This is a genomic window from Flavobacterium sp. N1719, assembly GCF_025947045.1.
In the GTDB taxonomy this organism is placed as follows: Bacteria; Bacteroidota; Bacteroidia; order Flavobacteriales; family Flavobacteriaceae; genus Flavobacterium; species Flavobacterium stagni.
In genome coordinates, this window is record NZ_CP109993.1 from 551,931 (window position 1) to 574,466 (window position 22,536).

Sequence of the window (22,536 nt, forward strand, 5' to 3'; positions counted from 1 at the left end):
GTTAATCAAATCAATGGCAAAACTAAAAACAACCTTCTTCTGTCAAAATTGTGGCACCCAGTATGCCAAATGGCAAGGGCAATGCAATGCCTGCAAAGAATGGAACACCATTGTTGAAGAAATTATTCAGAAAGAAGAAAAAGTGGCTTGGAAAGCGACCACCGAAGTAAAAAAAGCGCCCAAGCCTCTCAAAATAAAAGAAATCGATTCGTCACAAGAAATCCGATTAAATACAGGTGACGGCGAACTCAACCGCGTGCTCGGAGGCGGCATAGTTCCCGGTTCTGTCATCTTATTGGGGGGCGAACCCGGTATCGGGAAAAGTACATTGTTATTACAACTTTCCCTCATGCTTCCCTACAAAACGCTCTATGTTTCGGGAGAAGAGAGTCAGAAACAAATAAAAATGCGTGCCGAACGCATTAACCCCAACAACGAAAGTTGCTTCATTCTTACCGAAACCAAAACACAAAATATCTTTCGTCAAATTCAGGAAGTCGACCCCGAAATCCTGATTATTGATTCGATTCAAACCCTGCACACCGATTATATCGAATCCACCGCCGGAAGTATTTCGCAAATTCGCGAATGTACCGCCGAACTCATCAAATTTGCCAAAGAAACCAACGTTCCTGTTATCCTAATTGGTCATATCACCAAAGACGGAAACATTGCCGGACCCAAGATTCTCGAACACATGGTGGATACGGTTTTGCAGTTTGAAGGCGACCGTAATCATGTGTACCGCATTTTGCGCGCCCTAAAAAACCGTTTTGGTTCAACCGCCGAACTCGGAATTTACGAAATGCAAGGTTCGGGTTTACGCGAAGTGTCCAATCCTTCGGAAATTTTGATTTCGCACCGCGAAGAAGAACTATCGGGTACCGCCATTGCCTCTACCTTGGAAGGGATGCGACCGTTAATGATCGAAATTCAAGCCTTAGTATCCACAGCCGTTTACGGTACGCCGCAACGCAGCACTACGGGATATAACGCCAAACGCTTAAATATGATTTTGGCAGTTTTGGAAAAACGTGCGGGCTTCCGTTTGGGAACCAAAGACGTTTTCTTAAATGTTACCGGTGGAATTTCTGTCGATGATCCCGCTATTGACTTGGCAGTTATTGGAGCCATTCTCTCATCCAATGAAGACATCGCTGTAGGCAAAGACGTTTGTTTCGCTGGGGAAGTCGGACTCTCCGGAGAAATTAGGCCTGTGAACCGCATTGAACAACGGATTCAAGAAGCCGAAAAACTGGGTTTTACCACCATTTTTGTTTCGAAATACAATAAAATTACGGTGCCCAATGCTAAAATCCGTATCGTACTAGTCTCCAAAATCGAAGAAGTAGTCAGTGAATTATTTGGATGAAACGATTGAACTTTTCACGTAAAAAAGTAAGAACCCTTGGCTTCAGTATTCTCGGAATACTAGTGCTGGCAATTGTATTGGGTTTTGCCTTCCGCAATGCCATTTTGGAACAAATTATCGCCAAAGCAGCCGTTAAAATGCAATCCGACTACCAATGCGAATTAGTGGTCAAAAACCCACATTTTGAAGGCTTAAACCATATTGAAATCGAAGGCATCAGCCTAACGCCGCATCATGCCGATACTTTGGTTTATGTCGGACACCTACGTACCGGTTTTAATCTTTGGAAATTACTCACAGGTACGCTACAAATCACCGATTTGGAAATCAATCGGGGTTATATTCAATTGGTAAAAACCAAAAACGGATCTAATTTTGATGCCTTCCTTCGGAAAAAAGAAAAACAAAATACAACGACAACTTTGGATTATGCCGAATTGGCCAACCGTCTGTCGTCCCGATTCTTAAACCTGATTCCGACCCAAATGGAGATTACAGGTTTTGCCCTTAAAATCAATGACAAAGGACATAAAGTGCATTTGGATTTTACGCAATTGGCCTTACACAACGAACAATTAAAAACCGCAATCCAACTTACCGAAGGCGCCATTCATCAACAATGGCAACTTTCTGGATTTGCCGATCCACGGAATCGTAAAGCCGATTTAATCTTTAAAAATCAAAAGAACGACACGTTAGTTTTACCTTATTTGCAACATAAATTTCATTTGAAAACCGCCTTCCAATCCGCGCGCTTTCATTTGGATAATATGGGAATGGACAGCGGCGATTTTCATACTGACGGATTTGCTTCCATTCAACAATTGGTACTTAATCATCCCAAAATTGCTTCCAAAGATGTTCAAGTCGCCAATGCCCGGATGGATTTTCATTGGATTATTGGCGAACGCAGCATTGCCTTGGATTCGAGTTCGCTTCTCACTTTAGGCAAGTTAAAATGCCGTCCGTATCTTTTCTATGAAAAAGAAGAGGGTAAAACCTATGCGCTCCAACTTCACATCCCAAAAACCAAAGCCCAAGACTTTATCGATGCCTTACCCAAAGGATTGTTTTCCCATTTTGAAGGGATGAAAACCATGGGAAGTTTTAGTTATTCGTTGGATTTTAAATACAATGACCAAAAACCCAATGAAGTTGTTTTTGAAAACAAACTGCAACCGGAAGGGTTAAAAATCGTGCTTTATGGCGCCGCCGATCTCAGTAAAATCAACACCGAATTTGTTTACCGTGCTATGGAGCGAGGTGTGCCCCAGCGGCCCATTTTGGTAAGCATCGACAATCCAATGTACACACCGCTTTCTGAAATTTCGCCTTACTTGCAAAAATGTGTATTGACCAGCGAAGACCCTTCGTTTATGCACCACCGCGGATTCATCACAGAAGCATTTAAACAATCCATTGCCAAAAACATTCGCACCAAAAAATTTGCCCGAGGCGCCAGTACGATTAGTATGCAATTGGTGAAAAATGTATTTCTTACCCGAGAAAAAACGCTTTCGCGAAAATTGGAAGAAATTCTATTGGTGTATATTTTAGAAAACCAACGCATCGCTACCAAAGAACGCATGTTAGAAGTCTATTTCAACATCATTGAATGGGGCCCTGATGTGTACGGAATTGGGGAAGCTGCTCAGTATTATTTCCAAAAAAGACCTTCCGAACTCACGCTAAAAGAATGTTTGTATTTAGCGACTATTGTACCAAAACCCAAAGGCTTCATGTACCGTTTTGATTCGAATCGGGAACAAAAGAAATTTGCTGTTCAACAACAAGATTTTTTGGCCAAATTAATGCTGCGGCGCCAATTAATTACCGCTGAAGACACCCTCGGATTTCATCAACCCTTACATTTAACGGGTCCGGCCCAATATCGCATTAAGGGGAATGCAACGGACACGATTTCAATAGATAGTTTAGGAATAGAATTCCCTGAATTTTAAAAAGGTATACGAAAATTTAGCTTTTTAACGTTAGCTAAAAAAATACCGACCATGAACATCAAATTTTTACCCTTCGTATTGCTTGCATTACTATTGCAAGCTTGTCAAAATGAAACTGTGATTCGCGAATCGTATGATTTTCCAGAAAATCATCAATGGTTAAAATCAGATAAAAAGACGTTTACCCTTACAGTGAAAGAAGCGGGCAACTACAACGGATTCATCAACGGTAGTTTTGTATACGGGTCGCAATTTCCTAAACTCCCTTTACATTTCTCCATTGCAAAAAATGAAATTTTAGAAAACCAATCGGTCGATCTTAAAATTAAAAATGACAAAGGAGAAGAAGTTGGTGATTGTACCGGCGATGTTTGTGATGTGAAACAGTCGCTTTTTACCCAAAAACATTTCGAACCCGGAACCTACACCTTTACCTTCGAAAACACCTTTGAATTTCCGTATTTTCCTAACATTATTGCTCTTGGTGTTTCCCTAGAAAAAGAAAAATAAACTTCCTTTCCAACCTTTTCACACAATAGCTCCTCTTATAGAAAAAGCCATTGTATGAAAAAACTAGTTTTCCTTCCCTTGTGTCTTATCCTTTGGAGCTTTACCCAAAGTGATACTCCTTTGGACAAATATTTGACCCGAATCACCGATCCTGAAATTATCAAACGGGATTTAGCCACGCTAACCGTTTGGAATTCCAATCCCAAAAAAGAGAGTGATCAAAAAATCACGCCCGAAAGTCAGTGGGAACTGCTCTACCGCTATCAATCGGGTTGGCACGAAAACATGCCGAATCAACGCTATTACATTTCGGAACTCGCCGTGGGTCATCCTGGAAATATAATTTCAGGCACAATGCTATTGGATTTTGTGAAGTTCTACCGCCAAGACACCTTGCTTTACAGTGGTGACCCACTCATGGTCAACTTACTTTCGGAAGAACGTGGCGCGCCGTATAATGGGAAATGGGTGGTCTTTTCCTTACGCGATAATCGTATCTGTTTGCGCTATGTACATAGTTATCCGAACGGCAATCAATCGAGTTGGTACCACAAAACTGAATACTACTTCCAATTGAAAAAATAACCATGAAAGCCTTTCTTTTCCTCATATTATTTTCGTGCACAATATGGGCCCAAAAACCTGTTTTTGCACAAGCCGAACTCCAATCGGCAACCGTATATTTCTCCGGTGCCGAACTCCGACATACAACCCGCGTTACTTTGCCTGAAGGAACTTCAGAAGTAGTGATTTCTAATATCGCCAATGCATTGGATGAATCGTCGCTGCGCATCAGTACACCAAAGTCGGTTACCGTTTTGGCCACCCAATTCACCCAACACTATGCTACCGAATTTGATCCTGAATACGAACGTCCCGAACTCGCCAAAGTCCACGACAGCATTCGCTTTTTTCAATCCAAACTCCAATCCATTATCATCCAAAAAGGAGCTGTAGAAAAAACAATTGCCTTGTTGAACGCTAACACCAAACTCGGCGGGAGCAATAACGGAGTTGTAACCCAACAACTGGCGAATTATTCGTTGTATTATCAATCCAAACTCTACGAAATCTCTTGGGATGCCTTTGTGTTGGGTGAAAAGCAAGTCAAGTTCCAAAAGCAATTGGATTTTTGGAATCAACAATTAACACCCCAACCCAATTCATCCGTTAAATCCAAAGGGCAATTGGTGTTGTATCTCAGCACTGCTCAAGCGGGAACGCATCCAATCCAAATATCCTACACAACAACTTTGGCGGGCTGGGAACCTACCTACGACCTCAAAGCGACTTCCCTAACCCAACCTTTAGTATTGGTGATGAAAAGTCAGTTGTGGCAAACCACAGGCATCGATTGGAATTCTATCAAACTCACGCTCTCCAACGGAAATCCGGCCACCCAACACGAAGCGCCGTTACAACAAGCGTGGACGTTAGTTTACCGCAATCCGTATGGATGGAAAGAAAAAGTGGCTGTACAGCAAAATGCTCCTGTTTTGAATGCACTACAAGGTCAACTGGCTGGTGTCAATATTACTGCAGGAACAGGGAATCCTGGCGCAAAGAGTGCAATAATCATTCGGGGATATTCGTCTGCAAATACTAACGCCGAACCTTTATACATTATTGACGGTAAGCCAACCAGTTCAGATGATTTTAGAAATCTTCCGCCTCAAACTGTAAAAAGTGTGGAAGTGTTAAAAGATGCGAGTGCAGTTTCCATTTACGGAAGTCGCGCCAGTAACGGGGTTATTTTAATTACCACCAAACAAAACGTTTCCGATTATACCGAAGTAGTAGAACGGGAACTCAACGTTTCGTTTGACATTGATTTGCCATATGCTATTTTATCCAATGGAAAGAAACACGGTATCGAAATTAAAAATCTCGAGATTCCGGCGAACTACCAATTTTATTCCGTACCAAAAATGAATAAGGACGTGTTTTTAATGGCGGAGATTACTGATTTCGGAAAATATAATCTGCTACCAGGAACCGCCCAATTGTATTTTGACGATACTGTTGTAGGCACTACCCAACTCAATCCGAATGAAACCCAAGATTCGTTGCGTGTCTGTTTGGGTCGGGACAAAAAAATCACTGTTCTCCGTGAAAAAGTGAAAGCAAAATCAGCGACTAAGTTCTTGTCGTCTCAAAAAGAACAGCAATTTACGTATGAAATCACCCTTCGAAATAACAAAAAAGAAGCGGTTACGGTTGACCTTCGCGACCAATATCCGTTGAGCAATGATTCGAGTATTTTCATTGAACTCACCAACGACGGAAAAGCTTCAGTCAACACGGATAAAGGCTTTTTACGGTGGAATATTACATTGCAACCCAACGAAACCAAAAAGGTGCGGTTGAGCTATACCGTTCGTTCCGATAAAAACAAATCGATTGGAAAATTATAATTTCAAAACAATAGAAATCATGAAACCGACGTTAATACCCTTAACCAACCGAAAACCAAACATGAAAAATATTCTTTGGCTGCTGCTCCTTCCTGTGAGTATCTTGGCCCAAAAACCCTTGTTTACGACAGCCAAAACTCAAGGCGCCACGGTTTACTTTAGCGGTGCAGAACTCCAACATTCGGCCCAACTCAATTTGCCCGTTGGGAATAGCGAAATCGTAATTAAAAATGTAGCCGATTACATCAACGAGAGTACGTTGCAAATCAAAGCTCCGAAGTCGGTAACCGTAATGTCGGTGCAGTTTACTAAAAATTACATCTCCGAATATGAAATTGACGAAAGCAATCCCACCATTAAAAAGGTGCGCGACAGTATTGAAATCGTTAAAAAGGAAATCAAAAAAGTACAGATTCAAATTTATTCGTACCAACAAACCATTGGCTTGTTAGACACCAACCAACAAGTGGGCGGCGCCAATTCGGGTTTGAATACCGCCGAGTTGATGAAAATGGTGGAGTATTATAAAGCGAAACGCATCGAACTCGACAACCAAATTGAAGCGTTCAAAGAAAAAGAAACCAAGTGGAACAAAACTTTGGCCAACTTAAATGCACGTTTGCAGTTGAATACCGCCAAGGAAGAAAAAATGTCGAAGGGGAAATTGGTACTGCAAGTCTTAAACGAAGTCGCGGGGAATGTCACCTTGAATTTTTCGTACATCACCAACAATGCGGGGTGGAAACCCATGTATGACTTACGTGCCAACAGCATTAAAGACCCGATTCAATTGCTGTACAAAGCCCAAGTTTGGCAAACGACCGGCATCGATTGGAAAAAAATCAAAATGAGTTTGTCGAGCGGCAACCCCAACCAAAGCAACGAAGCACCGTTGCAGCAAGCGTGGTTTTTGAGGTATCAAACCAATAGACTTGAAGAAGTTGTTGTACAAGGTTATAGAGCCACTTCAAATACTTATACTTTGAATGACGCTGTAAAAAAAGAATATAAATACACTGATACAACAGACACTGATGGTGAATTTGACAATGGTATCGACGACTACACCCAAATCTCCGAATCCCAACTCAACATCACCTTCGACATTGACATACCGTATGATGTGTTGTCGAATGGAAAAATGCACAGTGTGTCTTTGAAAGAAATCCAGATTCCGGCCACTTACAAATTCTACAGTGCGCCACGATTGGAAAAAGAAGCTTATTTGTTGGCTAAAATTGACAATTACGGCCAATACAATTTGTTACCTGGCGAAGCCAATATTGTTTTTGAAGAAATGAATGTAGGCAAAACCTTCATCAATCCGGAACAAACGGGAGACACTTTGAGTTTGAGCATGGGTCGCGACAAAAAGATTTCCATCAAACGTGAGAAAGTAGTGGATAAATCAGGCACCAAGTTTTTGTCTTCGTACAAAGAGCAAACATTTACGTATGACATCACCATTCGCAACAACAAAAAAGAAGAAATTAATCTGACTTTAAAAGATCAATATCCGTTGAGTTCGGATAAAGACATTACGATTGAATTGTTGGAAGACGGCAAAGCATCCGTCAACCCAGAAACAGGCTTCATGACATGGGATCTCAAATTGGCACCCAACGAATCCAAAAAAATACGGATCAGTTATAAAGTCCGCTATCCCAAAGACAAAATCATCGATAATTTATAAGCCTAACAAAAACACACATTTTTTATTCACGCCTTAAATCCCGGGGAAACTCGGGATTTTTTATTTGATAACTAGGTCATTATCTTTTTTTTGTACCTTAGTAAAAAACAAAAAAAACATGAAAAAGATTTACTCACTCCTACTCCTAGGCTGGAGCTGCCTTTCTATGGGGCAAATTATTAGCCTTCAAACCTATGTTACCGGTTTATCGGGTGCCGTTGAAATTACCCACTGTGGTGATACCCGATTGTTTGTAGTACAAAAAGGCGGACAGATTCGGATTATCCAAAACAATGCCTTGGTCACCACTCCTTTTTTGGATATTTCCTCATTAACCGTAAATAGTGGCGAACAAGGGTTCTTGGGCTTAGCCTTTCATCCCAATTATACCACAAACGGGCAGTTCTTTGTGAATTATACCAATCTCGCGGGCGATACTGTGATTGCGCGTTATACGGTAAGTAGTTCCAATCCGAATGTGGCCAATCCTACAGGAACGATTTTGATGACCATCGATCAACCCTACAACAACCACAACGGAGGAACGTTAAAATTTGGTCCCGATGGTTATTTGTATATCGGTATGGGAGATGGTGGCAGCGGCGGAGATCCCCAAAATTTTGCACAAAATCTTACGGTAAATGCCACTACACCTTCCCGAATTTACTTGGGTAAAATGCTGCGTTTAGATGTCAATACGACTGCTGGCACTTTGAATTATGGCTATCCGCCCACCAATCCTTTTATCAACGAAAGTGGCAAACAAGAGATTTGGGCCTTAGGTTTGCGCAATCCTTGGAAATTCTCCTTTAATCGTTTGAATGGCGACTTATGGATTGCTGACGTGGGTCAAAATGCCGTGGAAGAAATCAACCGTATTTCAACGCCACTTCCAAATACCGGACTCAATTTTGGCTGGAAATGTTTTGAAGGAACGGTGGTGTATGCTTCATGTTCCAATACAACAGGCATGATTGCTCCGGTTGCTGAGTATACCCACGCCGCTACAGGTGGCTGTTCCATTACGGGTGGTTATGTGTATACGGGAAGTTTATACCCCAACATGTTGAACAAATATTACTTCGCCGATTATTGCCAAAATCGCATGGGTATTTTAGACATCGCCACAGGAAGTATAACGTACACACCTTATTTCAATGGAAATAATAATTTCACCACATTTGGTGAAGATGTCAATGGCGAATTGTATGTTACGGGTGGAAGTACAATTTTTAGAATCACAGACACTTCTTTCAATACCGCCCAATTTTCAGCACTTGGATTAGCGGTAGCTCCCAATCCAACAAAGGGAATAGTTCAAATCCAAAACCCAAAACTTGTCGCAATCGATCACATTCAACTGACCGATCTTACGGGAAAAACAATTGCCGAAAACAAGCCTGAAACCACTTCAACAATTGCATTAAACTTTGAAGGAGTTGCGCCCGGAATGTATTTTTTACATATCAATCAAAACGGCGCCACTTACACAGAAAAAATACTGTTTGAATAATTAAAAAAGCCCTTCAGAATCTGAAGGGCTTTCTATTTATAGTCGTTTATTTTTCTCCCATTTTTCGTTCCAATTCGGCTTGGAATTCTTCCATGACAGGTTTTACCGTACTTTCGGGTAAATCGGCGATCCGAATATACATCAAACCGTCTACGGCATTATTAAATAGTGGATCAACGTTAAAAGCCACCACACGCGCATTTTGTTTGATGTACTTTTTAATCAAAACGGGTAAGCGCAAATTTCCGGGTTCGATTTCATCAATAATTTTATCGAATTTATTCAAATCGGCTTCCGCTTCGTTGAAGACAAAATCTTTATCGGCATCTTTCAACTTTACCTTGTATTCCATTTTTGGGTGAATATATTGCGCCACATACGGATCATAGTAATGCGACTTCATAAATTCAATCATCAAGGATTTCGAAAACTCTGTAAATTGATTGCTGATACTCACGCCGCCAATCAAATACTTGTGTTCGGGATGACGTAACGTGGTATGCACGATGCCTTTCCACAACAAGAATAACGGCATCGGTTTTTGTTGGTATTCCTTGATGATAAAGGCCCGACCCATTTCAATCGACTGTGCCATCATGGAATGCAATTCGGGTTCAAATCGGAATAAATCATTCAAATAAAACCCATCGATTCCGTATTGCGGGAATATTTCACTTCCCAATCCCATGCGGTAAGCCCCTGCAATTTGTTGGGTTTCTTCATCCCACAAAAACATGTGTTGGTAGTATTTATCAAACTTATCCAAATCCAAGGACTCATTGGTTCCTTCGCCAACTTCACGGAAGGTAATCTCACGCAATCGGCCTATTTCGTGCAAAATATTTGGAATTTTGTCCGCAGAAACTAAGAAAACCTCATAGTTTTTACTTTGCAATAAACGGAAATCGCCTTTGCGCACCTCAGCTATATCTTCTAATATTTTATCGTGATTGGCGGGATGGGCAATTTGCTTAACATTTTTAGCGGGCTTTAATCCATTTAACGCTTGAAACTTACTCTCATCGTCAAAGGAATTGGCCAACATATAGGTTTTGCGGCGTAAAAACTCGCAATAATCTTCTAAATTCTCGTGTTCGTTTTGCTCATTCACCGAAATCGGTTTCCCAATACGTACTTTAATCGTGCGGTCCTTTTGCGTCAGTAACTCCGATGGTAACTTCGCCGTGCGCATCGTATCACTGATCTTGGACAATCGATAAAACAACTTGCTGTTTTGCGCGTGAAAATAAATAGGAACCACAGGAACTTGGGCTTTGCGAATCACTTTGATTGCACCTTCTTCCCATTCTTTATCAACCACCAACTTTCCATCTTTGTAGGTTGAAACTTCACCCGCGGGAAACATTCCCAACGGTTTGCCATCACTCAAATGACGCAACGTTTCTTTAATTCCAACAACACTCGACTTGGCATCTTTATGATTTTCAAACGGATTCACCGGCATGATATACGGCTTCATCGGTTCGATTCGGTGCAATAAGAAATTGGCAATGATTTTAAAATTGGGTTCGCGCTCCAACATTAATTTCAATAATAAAATACCGTCAATTCCACCTAAAGGATGGTTGGAAATGGTAATGTAAGCACCGTCTTTGGGTAAACGTTTTAAATCTTCTTCCGGGATTTCAAATTTGATTTGGAATTCATCCAAAATCGCATTCAAAAACTCCAATTCGCTCAAATGCTTGTTGCGGTCATAGATTTTATTCAGCGTCGAAATTTTAAGTGTTTTCATCAGTAACCAACCTGCAAACGTACCGAATACACCGTATTTGTCCGCTTTAATTGCTTTGGCTACTTCTTTCGCTGTGACTAAACCCATTTACTTCTTCTGTTGTGTGCTTATTGTGAAAAAACAAAGATAACAATTCTTCCCAATAGCGATTTTAAATTTTAGCCTTTTCCCGAAAAAAAGGTTAAACATTTATTATAATTTTTCCACATCGTTCCTGCAGTTCCGACGAAATCAGTATTTTTGAACAAATGACAAAAGGGAATATTTTATTCCCTGAATTCTAAATCATTCATGAAAATTATTTCTTACAACGTCAACGGAATTCGAGCTGCCATTACCAAAGGATTTCTGGACTGGCTCCAACAAGCCAATCCCGATGTAATTTGCCTTCAGGAAATTAAAGCCACCGAAGACCAAATCCCGACCGAAGCCATTACCGCCGCCGGCTATCCTTACCAATATTATTTTTCGGCACAAAAAAAAGGGTACAGCGGTGTGGCCATTTTATCCAAAATCGAACCGAATCATGTCGAATTTGGAACAGGCATCGAACACATGGACTTTGAAGGGCGTAACTTGCGTGCCGACTTTGGTGATATTTCCGTAATGAGTTTGTATTTGCCTTCGGGAACCAACATCGATCGATTGGATCATAAATTCAAATACATGGACGACTTTCAAGCGTACATTAACGATTTGAAAAAAAGTGTGCCCAATCTCATCATTTGCGGTGACTACAACATTTGTCACGAAGCCATCGATATTCACGATCCTATTCGCAACGCCACTGTTTCGGGCTTTTTACCCGAAGAACGCGCGTGGTTGGATGCCTTCATGAAATCAGGATTCATCGATAGTTTCCGTCATTTTAATAAAGAACCACACCACTACAGCTGGTGGAGTTACCGCGCTAATGCTCGTAACAACAACAAAGGGTGGCGCATCGATTACAACTTGGTGAGCGAACCCCTGCGCGATCGTTTGCACCGTGCTGTAATCCTACCCGAAGCCAAACACTCCGACCATTGTCCGATTGTTGTCGAAATTAACTGAACTGTATAACCTTCCCCAAACCGAAATAACAAAAACAAAATGATTAAAAAAGTAACCTTAGGTCTGGCATTGATTACCTTGTCAACCTCCTGCGTATCCAAAAAGATTTACAACGAATTGGAAAACAAATACGCCGATTTGAAAAAAGAAAACCGTCAATTGGCGGACGAAAACGAAAACTTGCAAAAAGCAAAAGGGCAGCTCGAATTGGATGGAGCCAAACTCAAAGCGGATTACGACAAACTCAAAGCCGATCGCGACAAATTGCAAGCCGAACTCGTAGCTTCTGAAAAAAACATGAAAAACTTGCAAGCCGCTTATTCAGCGCTTGAAAAAGACAGCAATGACGCACTGAGCAGCAACATTAGCAAGAACCGCGAACTCTTAGCACAACTAGAAGCCAAAGAAAAAACCATCGCGGCCGAACAAGAGCGTTTGAATAAATTACGCGCGGAATTAGAAGCGAGTTCGAAGCGTTTGAACGAACTAGAAGCCTACATCGCGGCAAAAGATGCCAACATGAAAAAATTGAAAGAAAATCTATCCAAAGCCTTGAATGCTTTTGAAGGAAAAGGATTGACAATCGAACAGAAAAACGGCAAAGTTTACGTTTCTATGGAAAACAAATTGTTATTCCAAACGGGTAGCTGGGCCGTGGGTGTTGAAGGGAAAAAAGCCGTGGTGGAATTAGGAAAAGTGCTCGCACAAAACCCTGATATTTCCGTATTGATTGAAGGCCACACCGATGACGACAAAATCTTAGGAAACATTGGCGGCGGAATTGAAAGCAACTGGGATTTATCCACCAAACGTGCCACAGCCATCGTCAACATTCTTTCTGAAAATAAAGACATCAACCGTCAAAGTTTGACTGCAGCCGGTCGTGGTGAATATGCACCCTTAATGCCCAACACCACACCCGAAGGCAAAGCCAAAAACCGACGCATCGAAATCATCTTGACCCCCAAATTGGATGAGATTTCCAAAATGTTGGACGAATTATAAAAACACCAAAAGGGGCCGAATTTCGACCCCTTTTTTTTTGATTCTTGCCTTGGCAAAAAATCAACGCTCAACCTTAACCATTAATTGTTTCAGGAGCAGATGCCCTGTTTTTAAATCAAATGTCTTCCCGCTTTCCGTTGCAATCTTTGCTTGCTTCGCCGCAAAGGATTTTCACTACAATCGGGGCTAAAATTCACGAACCATTGTTAAATCGCGTAATGCAACCGCACAGAAAAAACGTTTAGCGGTCCTTTGCGATCCGTATTATACCCCGGATTAAATAACAATTGATAATCGGCAGTCAGGTATATTTGGTGATGACTAAGATCGGCCGAGTAAAAACATTCCATTACTTGCTCACGTCCATAATGCAATGTTCCATCACCCAACATAAAATCCTGACCTCCCGATTTCAAATAACTTTGGTGCGGTTTTGATAATCCCGAGGACACTAAGGCTACACCCGCCTCATCGTCATTACGATGCCACGCTTTCCCATCCGCATGGAGTCCTAAGGTTATGGAATTGTCAATTTGGGTAAATGCCCAGGTTTCGTTTTTTCCATCGTTCCAACTCATACGCGTAAAGGCACCCAAATTCGTACTCAATTGCTGCTCGGCATTGATAGCAAAACCATATTTTGTATTACCATAGCGACGCACTGCCGTAATATCAGGCGCCATCGGATGTAAAGCAATGCTTTCGCGATAGTTTCCCATTCGGGCTGTATTGTAAAAACCGAGCAACCGCACAGCACCTGGACGATTCAACATCTTGAAATAATGGGTGTACTCCAAGGTTTGTGCAAACTGTTTGCTCACATTCCAGTTCATAGCATTTCCATTGGCAATTTGGGGTAGTAAAGCATACCCATAACGCCATTCATTTTTGGGGGTAAAATATTCTGCTACAACACCAGGCGTATAACCTCGTGTATTGGCCGCATAATCCCAAGCACCAGCATCCATCAACGCCCAATTCATAAATTGTGTTCGCGGATCGTGACTGTAACTGTTTTGATCAAAAAAATCAGCCATACTCAATTTCCCTACCGTAATATCGATGCGGTGTGAAGCTGTTTTTTCCACAACTTGATTCACGTCATCAAGTTCTTGGGTAAAATCTTGATTCAAGTTGAAATGCTGTTTAAAATACAAACGCGCTAAATATAATTTGGGGGCTGTCGATCCTACACGAAAGGTTTCGCCGTTGGTTGCGCTACCAATACCGAGTACCGAACTTATTCCGGAACCGCCAGCAATCTCAGGATTCACATAAAAGGAAGCGCCTTTCCACAAACGAACACCGGCATAAAAAGTAGCCGTCATGGAGGTTGCCGACTCGTGATCGGGTGACACACTATTGGGTCCTGAATACGGCACTTTAAATCCGGACTTGGTTTGGTTAATCACCGTTGTCTGCCCATGAAAACTAAACGGTGAAACCGCTGTAGTATCCTTTGTTTGCGCATATAACCCCATAAATCCCAAAGTGAATACTGCAATCAATAATTTTCTCATGTTTGTTTTTTTTAAAAATCGGAGCAATGCTTGAAGGAACACTACTCCGATTAAAATCAACTCTAGATTATTTCTTCATTTTTTACACGATTGAATACCCAGAAAATGATGGGGAATACCAATAACGTTAATATCGTTGCTGAAATCAAACCACCGATAATCACAACCGCTAATGGTTTTTGCGATTCTGATCCAATTCCGGTAGAGAGCGCAGCAGGCATCAAACCAATAGCCGCCATCAAAGCCGTCATAACAACAGGACGTGTTCGTACTTTTACCGCTTGTAAAATGGAGTTTTCCATATCCATGTTGGCTTTCAAATTCTTGTGGAACTCCGAGATCAATATCACCCCATTTTGGATACATATTCCGAACAAGGCAATAAATCCAACTCCGGCAGAAATCCCGAAATTAATTCCGGTTAAATGCAACGCTAAAATCCCACCAATCAAGGCGAAAGGAACATTTGCCAAGACCAATGCCGCATCTTTGATTTTTCCGAACATGATGAACAATAAGACAAAAATCAAAATCAAACTTACAGGAACCACTTGTCCTAAACGGTTGGTGGCACGCACTTGATTTTCAAATTCACCAATCCATCCCAATTGATAACCCTCTGGTAATTTTACATTTTTAGCAACTTTTGCTTGTGCTTCAGCAATAGTACTCCCCAAATCGCGGTCACGAACAGAAAACTTGATTCCAATATACCGTTTTAAATCATCACGATATACAAAGGCAGCCCCTGTTGCCGCTTTAATTTCGGCAATCTCTTTAAGTGGAACTTTGGTATTACGCAAGGTAGGCACCATCAAATTCCCCATATCATCGGAATCTTTTCGGTAATCTTTATCGTACCGGATACGGATATCAAATTTGCGTTCGCCTTCGTATTTCTGCGTGGCTGTTTTTCCGCCAAAAGCCATTTCCAACACTGCTTGCGCATCGGCAATAGATACACCATACGCTGCCATTTTCTCTTTATCCAACGTCACACTCAACTCCGGCTGACCGATATTGCGAATGATTCCTGGTTCTTTTACGCCATCAACATTCTTGATTTGATCGAGCACAATTTTGGATAAACTATCTAATTTCTTTAAATCTTCCCCATATATTTTTACCCCATTGGAAGCTTTAAACCCAGCCACGGCCTCTGCTACATTATCAATAATGGGTTGGGAATAATTGTAGGTAATCCCTTGATACTTTTTTAATTTATGATCCATTTCATCTACCAATTCATCTATGGAAATATTGCGTTTCCATTCGGATTTTGGTTTCAGATTCACTTGCATTTGTGCAAAATAAAATCCACTAGGATCGGTCCCGTCATTACTTCTTCCGGTTTGTGTCAACACGCCATTGACTTCGGGAAAACTTGCAATTTCATTTTTCAATTTTTTTACCATTTTTACGCTTTCCTCCAAGCTTTCACTCATTGGCATTTCAGCTGTTACCCACAAAGCCCCTTCATTCAACGGCGGTAAGAATTCGGTCCCTAAAAACTTCGCCGAACCCAAAGTGACCGCTAAAATCCCGATGGCAACTGTTAAGGTTAATCGTTTGTGGTGAAACGTGAATCGGAACCCTTTTTCTACAATTCGATTCCAGAAATCCACAAACTTGTTGTGTTTTTCTTTCACGTTTTTATTCAACAACATGTGCGATAATACAGGAACCAAGGTCAAGGTGAACAATAAGGCTCCCAATAAGGCAAAACCAAGTGTATAGGCTAATGGCGAGAACATTTTCCCTTCTACTTTTTGGAATGAGAAAATGGGTAACAAGGCCGTAATGATGATCATTTTGGAGAAGAAAATCGCTTTCCCCATTTCGGTTCCTGTTTTTTTAATCCATCCGCCTTTAGCCAGTTTATTGAATTTCTCCATCCCGACTTGCGTAGCCTTGTGATCGAGCATAACAAAGAGTCCTTCGACCATGACGACGGCGCCATCAATGATAATTCCGAAATCGACTGCACCCAGCGACAATAAATTGGCACTCATACCCATTAAATTCAGACAGAAGAACGAGAACAATAACGCTAGTGGAATGATAATCGAAACCACCACGGTTGTTCGCCAATCGGCCATAAATAACAAGACCATCAAGGTCACCAAAAGAATGCCTTCCAACAAATTGTGCATTACCGTATGGGTACAGAATTCCATTAAATTATCCCGATCGTAGAAGACTTTCAACTCCACATCTTTGGGTAATACTTTCGTTTGAAGTTCGTGCACTTTATCTTTCACCCGTTCCAAAACTTGAGGAGTATTTTCACCCTTACGCATTACGACAATTCCTTCGACTACATCATCGTTATTGTTAAGTCCAGCCTGACCCAAGCGGGGCATTGAACTTTCATTGACCGCGGCTAGGTTTTTCACCAAAACAGGATTACCATTGTCTTGGGTAACAATAATATTTTCAATATCAGGAATGGATTGCAACAAGCCGATACCACGTACTACATAGGCTTGCCCATTTTTTTCAATCACATCACCACCCACATTCAAGTTACTTTTGCTCACCGCATCATAGACTTGTAGCGGGGTGAGTTGGTATTTTTCCAATTTGCGAGGATCCACACTGATTTCAAAAATTTTGGTTTGTCCTCCAAAGGCATTAATGTCGGCTACGCCAGGAACAGAACGCAAAGCACGGTCCACCACCCAATTTTGAAGGGTCAACAAATAGCGTGAATCTTGGGTTTTACTTTCCAATGTATAGCGAAAAATCTCACCTGTTGGCCCGTAAGGTGGCTGCACTTCGGGTTCGACATCATCAGGCAAATTCACATTGCGCAATTGGTTATTGACTTGGTTGCGGGCAAAAGAATCGTCAACATCATCGTCAAAAATGATTTTGATCACTGACAACCCAAACATAGAAGTACTGCGCACGCTGGTTTTTTTCTGTAAGGAAGTCATTGACAACTCGATAGGCGTTGTAACAAAACGCTCTACCTCTTCGGCACTTTTCCCATTCCATTGGGTGATAATAATGATTTGCGTATTGGTCACGTCAGGAAACGCTTCTATAGGCATATTTTTGAAAGCCAAAAACCCACTGATAGCCATGATACCGACCCAAAAGAAGGTAAACGCTCTATTTTTTAAGGAAAAAGCAATGATATTTCGAATAAAACGATTCATAGTGTTTTTGAGTTTAAATTAATCATTTAAAGCTTCATAGAAGTACAACTGATTGTGTGTAATCACCGTTTCTCCTTCGTTCAATCCCGAAGCGATATAAGCGATATCGCCCACTTGGCGAAAAACTTCCACAGGACGGGTTTCCAAATTGGTTTTGGATTTATACACCATCACATAATTTTTGTTGTTGTCAAAAATTAAAGCCGAAGCAGGAATCGCCAACATACTTTTGTTTTCTTTATAAGACACGTTAATCGTGGCTTTACTCTCGGGCACCAAAAGTGACGCGGAATTATTCAACACCACACGAATATTCATAGCGTTGGTTTCGGGATCAATCACTTTAAAAATCTTATCTACTTTACCCGAAAACTTTTTATCGGGATTGGATAACGTAGAAACCGAAGCATCCATGCCCAAGCCCACTTGATTGATGTCGCTTTCGTTCACATTGGCAATTGCCCACACATCATTGGTATCGGCTACGTCAAAAATATTGTCGGTGCGATCACTGCGCAATTGCATATCCTGATTGATGTTTTTTTGAATCACATACCCGCTAATCGGTGCTACGACTTGGTAAATCGAGCCCGGTTTGAGATTGTAAATTTTATAGGTTTGTTGCATACGATTCAATTGCGATTGAGCAATAGACAAATCGCTTTTGGCTTGCAACACTTCTTTCTCGGTAACCAACTTTCCTTCAAACATTTCTTGGGCGACTTTTAGGGCATTTTTGGCCACCAGAACCTGACTGCGGGCATCCTGCAAATCCTTTTCATAACCGGCCGCTTCGGTACTGCGGATGGTGGCCATAATTTGTCCTTTTTTTACGTAATCACCCAATTCGACATAGACTTTTTCTACATTACCTCCCACTACAGGATAGACCTCAATCATTTTGTTTTTGTCGGCACTAATCTTTCCAAAAAAGCGCAACTCATTTTTTAATTGTTGGGATTCTACTTTGGCAAATTGAGTCGTTTTCAGCATCACATCGGTGATTTGAAATACTTCTTTTTTCTCAGTTTCTTCTTTTTTAGAACAAGAAACCAAAACAACTAAGGAGGTAATAAGGGTATATTTTAAAACGGTTGTTTTCATACGATTTGGTTTTTAAAAAAGTTTAGCGGCTGTGGCGTAATTAAGCGTTTCACAGGCATTGATTAGGTTTTTATGAAATTGATTTAGCGTAATAACACTGGAATTATAACTTTCCATAAAATCGGTAAATTCCAAAATGCTGATATTACTTTTCTTGAAATTGGTATAAATTCCTTGGTAAACGGTTTCCAAATCTTGAGCAATTGGACTGCGAGACGACACGAAGCTATCTTTTAATTCTAAGTATTTTTGATACGCTGTGGTCACTTCGTTTTGGACTTCCAAATTCTTTTGTTGGTTTCCAGCTTTGTCCTGATCCAATTGAAATTTGGCAATTTTGATGTTGCCTTTATTTTGGTTCCAAAGCGGCAACGGAATACCCAACGTCAAATTAGTTTGGTTGTTAAAAGCCCCACCGCGTTGGTCATAGGCTGCTCCCAAAGTAATTGATGGCAAGGCAAGCGACTTTTGTAATTTGATGTTCCAATTGTCGGCTTCCAATACTTTTTGACTGCGCAAAACATCAGGGCGGTTGATTAATGCCATTTGTTGCAACTGTTCCGGTTGGTATAGCAATCCCGCTTGATAGACTTCCAATTCTTGTGGAGTTGGCGCCGGTGTCAAATTGATATCATTTGTATTTAATAGCGTAATGAGTAGGTTTTTGTTGTCCAAAATTTCCGTCATCAACGCATTGCGGTCGCTTTTTAAACTCAAATACAAATTCTGTAAGCGCACCAAATCTTTTAGCGACACATTGCCTTTTTGGGTTTGTTCCGAATAGGCATCAATCAATGTTTTTAAATTGTCCCGTTGTTTGTCAATTTCGGCAATGGATTGGGTGTCAAAGTAAATGGCAAAAAAAGCGGTACGCAATTGAAATTTTAAATCCCGAAGTAGTTGGTCAAAATCCAATTGGGTAATAGCGGCATTGGATTTAGCCAATTCAATTTGGTTTTTGCGCTGGCCACCAATCTTAATTACCTGTTGAATGTAAGCGGCTTTCTGACCTTCTTTTCCTGCATTAAAAAACTTTTGATCATTGTTGGGCGCCCAAGCATTGACTTCACCGCCAATTTGTGGTAAATCCCAAATTTTGGATTGCAGGACTGCCGCTTGCGCTTGGTCAATGTTATAGTGACTGGCGAGAAGCATTAAATTTTTGTCTAAGAATTGACGCTCGCAATCTTGAAGCGTCAACTTTTGTTGTCCCATCATCCCGATGGTACACAAGAGAAATGATAAATACGTAAAGGTTTTCATATCGTAGGTTTTACGATACAAAATTTCGGCATCCACCTTAAAGTGACCTTACAACCGACTTAATTTTACCTTAAATGAAATTTTAGGCTGAAAATACGATTTGAAATTGATTCGTTTTGCCGTCTGCAGTATACTGAATTTCGGCTTCATGAAAATCCAAAATTCGTTTTACAATCCGCAATCCCAATCCAGAGCCATGAATGTTGGCCGAATTTTCTCCCCGCGCAAAAGGTTGGAACAATTTATGTTGCTCCTCTGCAGTTATTGTTTCCCCTGAATTTGTAACCGTAACAAGCGTGGTTGAAGCATCGGGTTGCTGAATCAATACGGTGGCTTTTTTATCTTCAGAATATAAGTAAGCATTTTTTAAAAGATTCACAATGACGATTTGCAGTAAGGATTTAAACCCGTGAATTTCGAAGGCATTGTCAACCGCTTCGTTATCTTCCAATTCAAAATGCATAGTAAAATCAGGGAAGTTGCGTTGCATCTGACTATAAGCATCAAAAACCAAATCGTCCACGCGTAACGTTTCCAATTTCTTGCCAATTTCATCCTGATTTAATTTGGCCAACAAGAGTAAGGAATTAATCAAATCCGCCATTTGGTGCACATCGTTATTGATGTTTTTTAAATACTGCTCGGTTTCTGGGGGATGGTTGCCCGCGTTGATTAAGTTTTCCAACTGCAATGAAATTCGCGTAAGCGGTGTATACAACTCATGAGAGGCGTTGGACGTAAATTCTTTTTGGGTATTGAAGGAAAACTCCAGACGATTCAACATCTGGTTAAACGCTTTGGTCAACAAATTGATTTCGTCGTGACTTTGGTTTTCGACCAAATGAATATTTAATGCATTCGCAGAAATGGTCGTGATTGTTTTTTGGAATTCATCCAAGGGTTGCAATAATTTTTTGATGAAAAAATAGGTCAGCAACCAAACCAGCGTAATACTGATGATGTACGTAATAATCAAGGAATACAACAAGTACTGCATCTTAGAATATCCGTATTTGTCTTGCGCTGAAATCAACACATAGTAATCGGTGTTTTCAAAAGGCAAATAAATCCCTAAAAGCTCTTGGTCACCATTGACTTTATAAAACGATTTTTCATTGTTCAAGCGCACCAAATCGTCCTTGGTATACTTGATTTTGGAATCGTCCAAACTTTGGTACACCAATTTATACTGACCATCAAACACCAAGGTTTTTTCGTTGTAGAGTTTGTTGATGGTGTTTTGATCGATTAACTTGAGAATGGTGTTGTCAATTTCTTTTACTTCCAATAACAACTTGGCGGTAGTCAAGGCTTTTTCGGTCAAGCGATCTTTAAATTCTTCTTTCCTAAAATTGGAAAAACTGATATAAATGTAAGTGGCCGCCAATCCGAATAAAATCGAAAAGGCAATAGATACATTGATGGCAATTTTTCGTTTTAAGGTCATGCTTGTTCCGCTAAATAATACCCAAATCCTGGGCGGGTATGGATGAGTTTGGTTTCAAAATTTTTATCCAATTTTTTGCGTAAAAAATTAATGTACACCTCAATCGTATTAAGATTACTATCGAAATGATTGTCCCACATTTGTTCCGAAATCGAATGTTTGGACAAGGTCCGTCCGTTGGCTTTTGCTAATACCAGTAAAAGTTGGTATTCTTTCGGCGTCAACTCGATTTTCTGACCGGCTCGTTTGGCTGATTGTTCCCGAACATCTATTTCTAAATCGCCGATAACGATCAATTCTTTGGCTTCTTGGGGCTGACTGCTGCGACGCAATAAGGCTTGAATGCGCACAAACAACTCGTCAAAATGAAACGGTTTCACCAAGTAATCGTCGGCGCCCATATTAAACGCATCCAGTTTGTCTTGAATATCGCGGTAAGCGGTCAACATCAAAATGGGCGTTGTCGCATCCGTTTCCCTGATTTTTTTACACACATCGAGTCCGTTAATTTTAGGCACATTGATGTCTAATAAATAAATGTCATAGCCCCCTGATTTCTGTTGGCGAAAAAAGGTTTCTCCATCAAAAACGGCATCACATTCAAACTGCATTTGGTGTAAAAAGTGAACCACTTCTTTGGACAACACCAAATCATCTTCCATTAAAAGGGCTTTCATGACTTGCGGATTTATAAAAAAGTAAATTTACATATTTCAAGTATCGCTTCCATGTATTTTTCAGGTTTGTTTAACAAAAGTTCG

The 22,536-nt window shown here is 40.8% G+C and carries 16 protein-coding genes; 9 read left to right on the forward strand and 7 right to left on the reverse strand.

The window, feature by feature from the left end; genetic code table 11:
* The first annotated feature begins 13 nt into the window (after positions 1-13).
* The 7 genes from radA (at position 14) to OLM45_RS02150 (ending at position 9,463) form a co-directional block, all read left to right on the forward strand.
* Complete coding sequence (gene radA, locus OLM45_RS02120; RefSeq protein WP_129460486.1) at positions 14-1,372, forward strand: DNA repair protein RadA; 1,359 nt, start codon at positions 14-16, stop codon at positions 1,370-1,372.
* On the forward strand, positions 1,369-3,333 hold the full coding sequence (locus OLM45_RS02125; RefSeq protein ID WP_264511560.1) for a transglycosylase domain-containing protein: 1,965 nt from the start codon (positions 1,369-1,371) through the stop codon (positions 3,331-3,333). The genes radA and OLM45_RS02125 overlap by 4 nt, the downstream gene beginning before the upstream one ends.
* Positions 3,334-3,384: 51 nt before the next feature.
* The gene (locus OLM45_RS02130) at positions 3,385-3,843 is read left to right on the forward strand and encodes a hypothetical protein (RefSeq protein WP_264511562.1); all 459 of its coding nucleotides are present in this window, start codon (positions 3,385-3,387) and stop codon (positions 3,841-3,843) included.
* A 54-nt stretch (positions 3,844-3,897) separates the two neighbouring features.
* Entirely contained in the window at positions 3,898-4,428 is a 531-nt protein-coding gene (locus OLM45_RS02135; protein WP_264511564.1) for a hypothetical protein, read from the forward strand.
* A gap of 2 nt (positions 4,429-4,430) precedes the next feature.
* A complete protein-coding gene (locus OLM45_RS02140) occupies positions 4,431-6,257 on the forward strand; it encodes a DUF4139 domain-containing protein (RefSeq protein WP_264511566.1) in 1,827 nt (608 codons plus the stop codon).
* 19 nt (positions 6,258-6,276) lie between these two features.
* Positions 6,277-7,950, forward strand: a complete 1,674-nt coding sequence (locus OLM45_RS02145) for a DUF4139 domain-containing protein (RefSeq protein ID WP_264511568.1) — start codon at positions 6,277-6,279, stop codon at positions 7,948-7,950.
* A 118-nt stretch (positions 7,951-8,068) separates the two neighbouring features.
* Positions 8,069-9,463, forward strand: coding sequence for a PQQ-dependent sugar dehydrogenase (locus OLM45_RS02150; RefSeq protein ID WP_264511569.1), 1,395 nt, complete (start codon positions 8,069-8,071; stop codon positions 9,461-9,463).
* A 46-nt stretch (positions 9,464-9,509) separates the two neighbouring features.
* Here the strand turns inward: OLM45_RS02150 and OLM45_RS02155 are convergent, their stop codons facing one another.
* Positions 9,510-11,306: a lysophospholipid acyltransferase family protein gene (locus OLM45_RS02155; RefSeq protein WP_264511571.1), complete on the reverse strand. Its 1,797-nt coding sequence runs from the start codon at positions 11,304-11,306 to the stop codon at positions 9,510-9,512.
* 204 nt (positions 11,307-11,510) lie between these two features.
* On the opposite strand from OLM45_RS02155, the gene OLM45_RS02160 reads away from it, so the two are divergent.
* Complete coding sequence (locus tag OLM45_RS02160; RefSeq protein ID WP_264511573.1) at positions 11,511-12,272, forward strand: exodeoxyribonuclease III; 762 nt, start codon at positions 11,511-11,513, stop codon at positions 12,270-12,272.
* 39 nt (positions 12,273-12,311) lie between these two features.
* Complete coding sequence (locus OLM45_RS02165) at positions 12,312-13,277, forward strand: flagellar motor protein MotB (RefSeq protein WP_264511575.1); 966 nt, start codon at positions 12,312-12,314, stop codon at positions 13,275-13,277.
* A 206-nt stretch (positions 13,278-13,483) separates the two neighbouring features.
* Here the strand turns inward: OLM45_RS02165 and OLM45_RS02170 are convergent, their stop codons facing one another.
* The 6 genes from OLM45_RS02170 to OLM45_RS02195 form a co-directional block, all read right to left on the reverse strand.
* A complete protein-coding gene (locus tag OLM45_RS02170; RefSeq protein ID WP_264511577.1) occupies positions 13,484-14,797 on the reverse strand; it encodes a carbohydrate porin in 1,314 nt (437 codons plus the stop codon).
* Between the two features lie 62 nt (positions 14,798-14,859).
* Entirely contained in the window at positions 14,860-17,961 is a 3,102-nt protein-coding gene (locus tag OLM45_RS02175; RefSeq protein WP_264511579.1) for an efflux RND transporter permease subunit, read from the reverse strand.
* An 18-nt stretch (positions 17,962-17,979) separates the two neighbouring features.
* A complete protein-coding gene (locus OLM45_RS02180) occupies positions 17,980-19,065 on the reverse strand; it encodes an efflux RND transporter periplasmic adaptor subunit (RefSeq protein WP_264511581.1) in 1,086 nt (361 codons plus the stop codon).
* Positions 19,066-19,077: 12 nt separating this feature from the next.
* On the reverse strand, positions 19,078-20,328 hold the full coding sequence (locus tag OLM45_RS02185) for a TolC family protein (protein WP_264511583.1): 1,251 nt from the start codon (positions 20,326-20,328) through the stop codon (positions 19,078-19,080).
* Between the two features lie 82 nt (positions 20,329-20,410).
* Entirely contained in the window at positions 20,411-21,775 is a 1,365-nt protein-coding gene (locus OLM45_RS02190; protein ID WP_264511584.1) for a sensor histidine kinase, read from the reverse strand.
* Positions 21,772-22,452: a response regulator transcription factor gene (locus OLM45_RS02195; RefSeq protein ID WP_264511586.1), complete on the reverse strand. Its 681-nt coding sequence runs from the start codon at positions 22,450-22,452 to the stop codon at positions 21,772-21,774. Before OLM45_RS02195 ends, OLM45_RS02190 begins: the two co-directional genes overlap by 4 nt.
* Positions 22,453-22,536 lie beyond the last annotated feature (84 nt).

What these genes read in the sequence shown, in the direction of transcription:
- OLM45_RS02125 (WP_264511560.1), top strand. Translation starts at nt 1,369, where the DNA reads ATGAAACGATTGAACTTTTCACGTAAAAAAGTAAGAACCCTTGGCTTC.
- OLM45_RS02165 (WP_264511575.1), top strand. Translation starts at nt 12,312, where the DNA reads ATGATTAAAAAAGTAACCTTAGGTCTGGCATTGATTACCTTGTCAACC.
- OLM45_RS02175 (WP_264511579.1), bottom strand. Translation starts at nt 17,961, where the DNA reads ATGAATCGTTTTATTCGAAATATCATTGCTTTTTCCTTAAAAAATAGA.
- OLM45_RS02155 (WP_264511571.1), bottom strand. Translation starts at nt 11,306, where the DNA reads ATGGGTTTAGTCACAGCGAAAGAAGTAGCCAAAGCAATTAAAGCGGAC.
- OLM45_RS02130 (WP_264511562.1), top strand. Translation starts at nt 3,385, where the DNA reads ATGAACATCAAATTTTTACCCTTCGTATTGCTTGCATTACTATTGCAA.
- OLM45_RS02180 (WP_264511581.1), bottom strand. Translation starts at nt 19,065, where the DNA reads ATGAAAACAACCGTTTTAAAATATACCCTTATTACCTCCTTAGTTGTT.
- radA (WP_129460486.1), top strand. Translation starts at nt 14, where the DNA reads ATGGCAAAACTAAAAACAACCTTCTTCTGTCAAAATTGTGGCACCCAG.
- OLM45_RS02140 (WP_264511566.1), top strand. Translation starts at nt 4,431, where the DNA reads ATGAAAGCCTTTCTTTTCCTCATATTATTTTCGTGCACAATATGGGCC.
- OLM45_RS02160 (WP_264511573.1), top strand. Translation starts at nt 11,511, where the DNA reads ATGAAAATTATTTCTTACAACGTCAACGGAATTCGAGCTGCCATTACC.
- OLM45_RS02195 (WP_264511586.1), bottom strand. Translation starts at nt 22,452, where the DNA reads ATGAAAGCCCTTTTAATGGAAGATGATTTGGTGTTGTCCAAAGAAGTG.
- OLM45_RS02185 (WP_264511583.1), bottom strand. Translation starts at nt 20,328, where the DNA reads ATGAAAACCTTTACGTATTTATCATTTCTCTTGTGTACCATCGGGATG.
- OLM45_RS02150 (WP_264511569.1), top strand. Translation starts at nt 8,069, where the DNA reads ATGAAAAAGATTTACTCACTCCTACTCCTAGGCTGGAGCTGCCTTTCT.
- OLM45_RS02135 (WP_264511564.1), top strand. Translation starts at nt 3,898, where the DNA reads ATGAAAAAACTAGTTTTCCTTCCCTTGTGTCTTATCCTTTGGAGCTTT.
- OLM45_RS02170 (WP_264511577.1), bottom strand. Translation starts at nt 14,797, where the DNA reads ATGAGAAAATTATTGATTGCAGTATTCACTTTGGGATTTATGGGGTTA.
- OLM45_RS02145 (WP_264511568.1), top strand. Translation starts at nt 6,277, where the DNA reads ATGAAACCGACGTTAATACCCTTAACCAACCGAAAACCAAACATGAAA.
- OLM45_RS02190 (WP_264511584.1), bottom strand. Translation starts at nt 21,775, where the DNA reads ATGACCTTAAAACGAAAAATTGCCATCAATGTATCTATTGCCTTTTCG.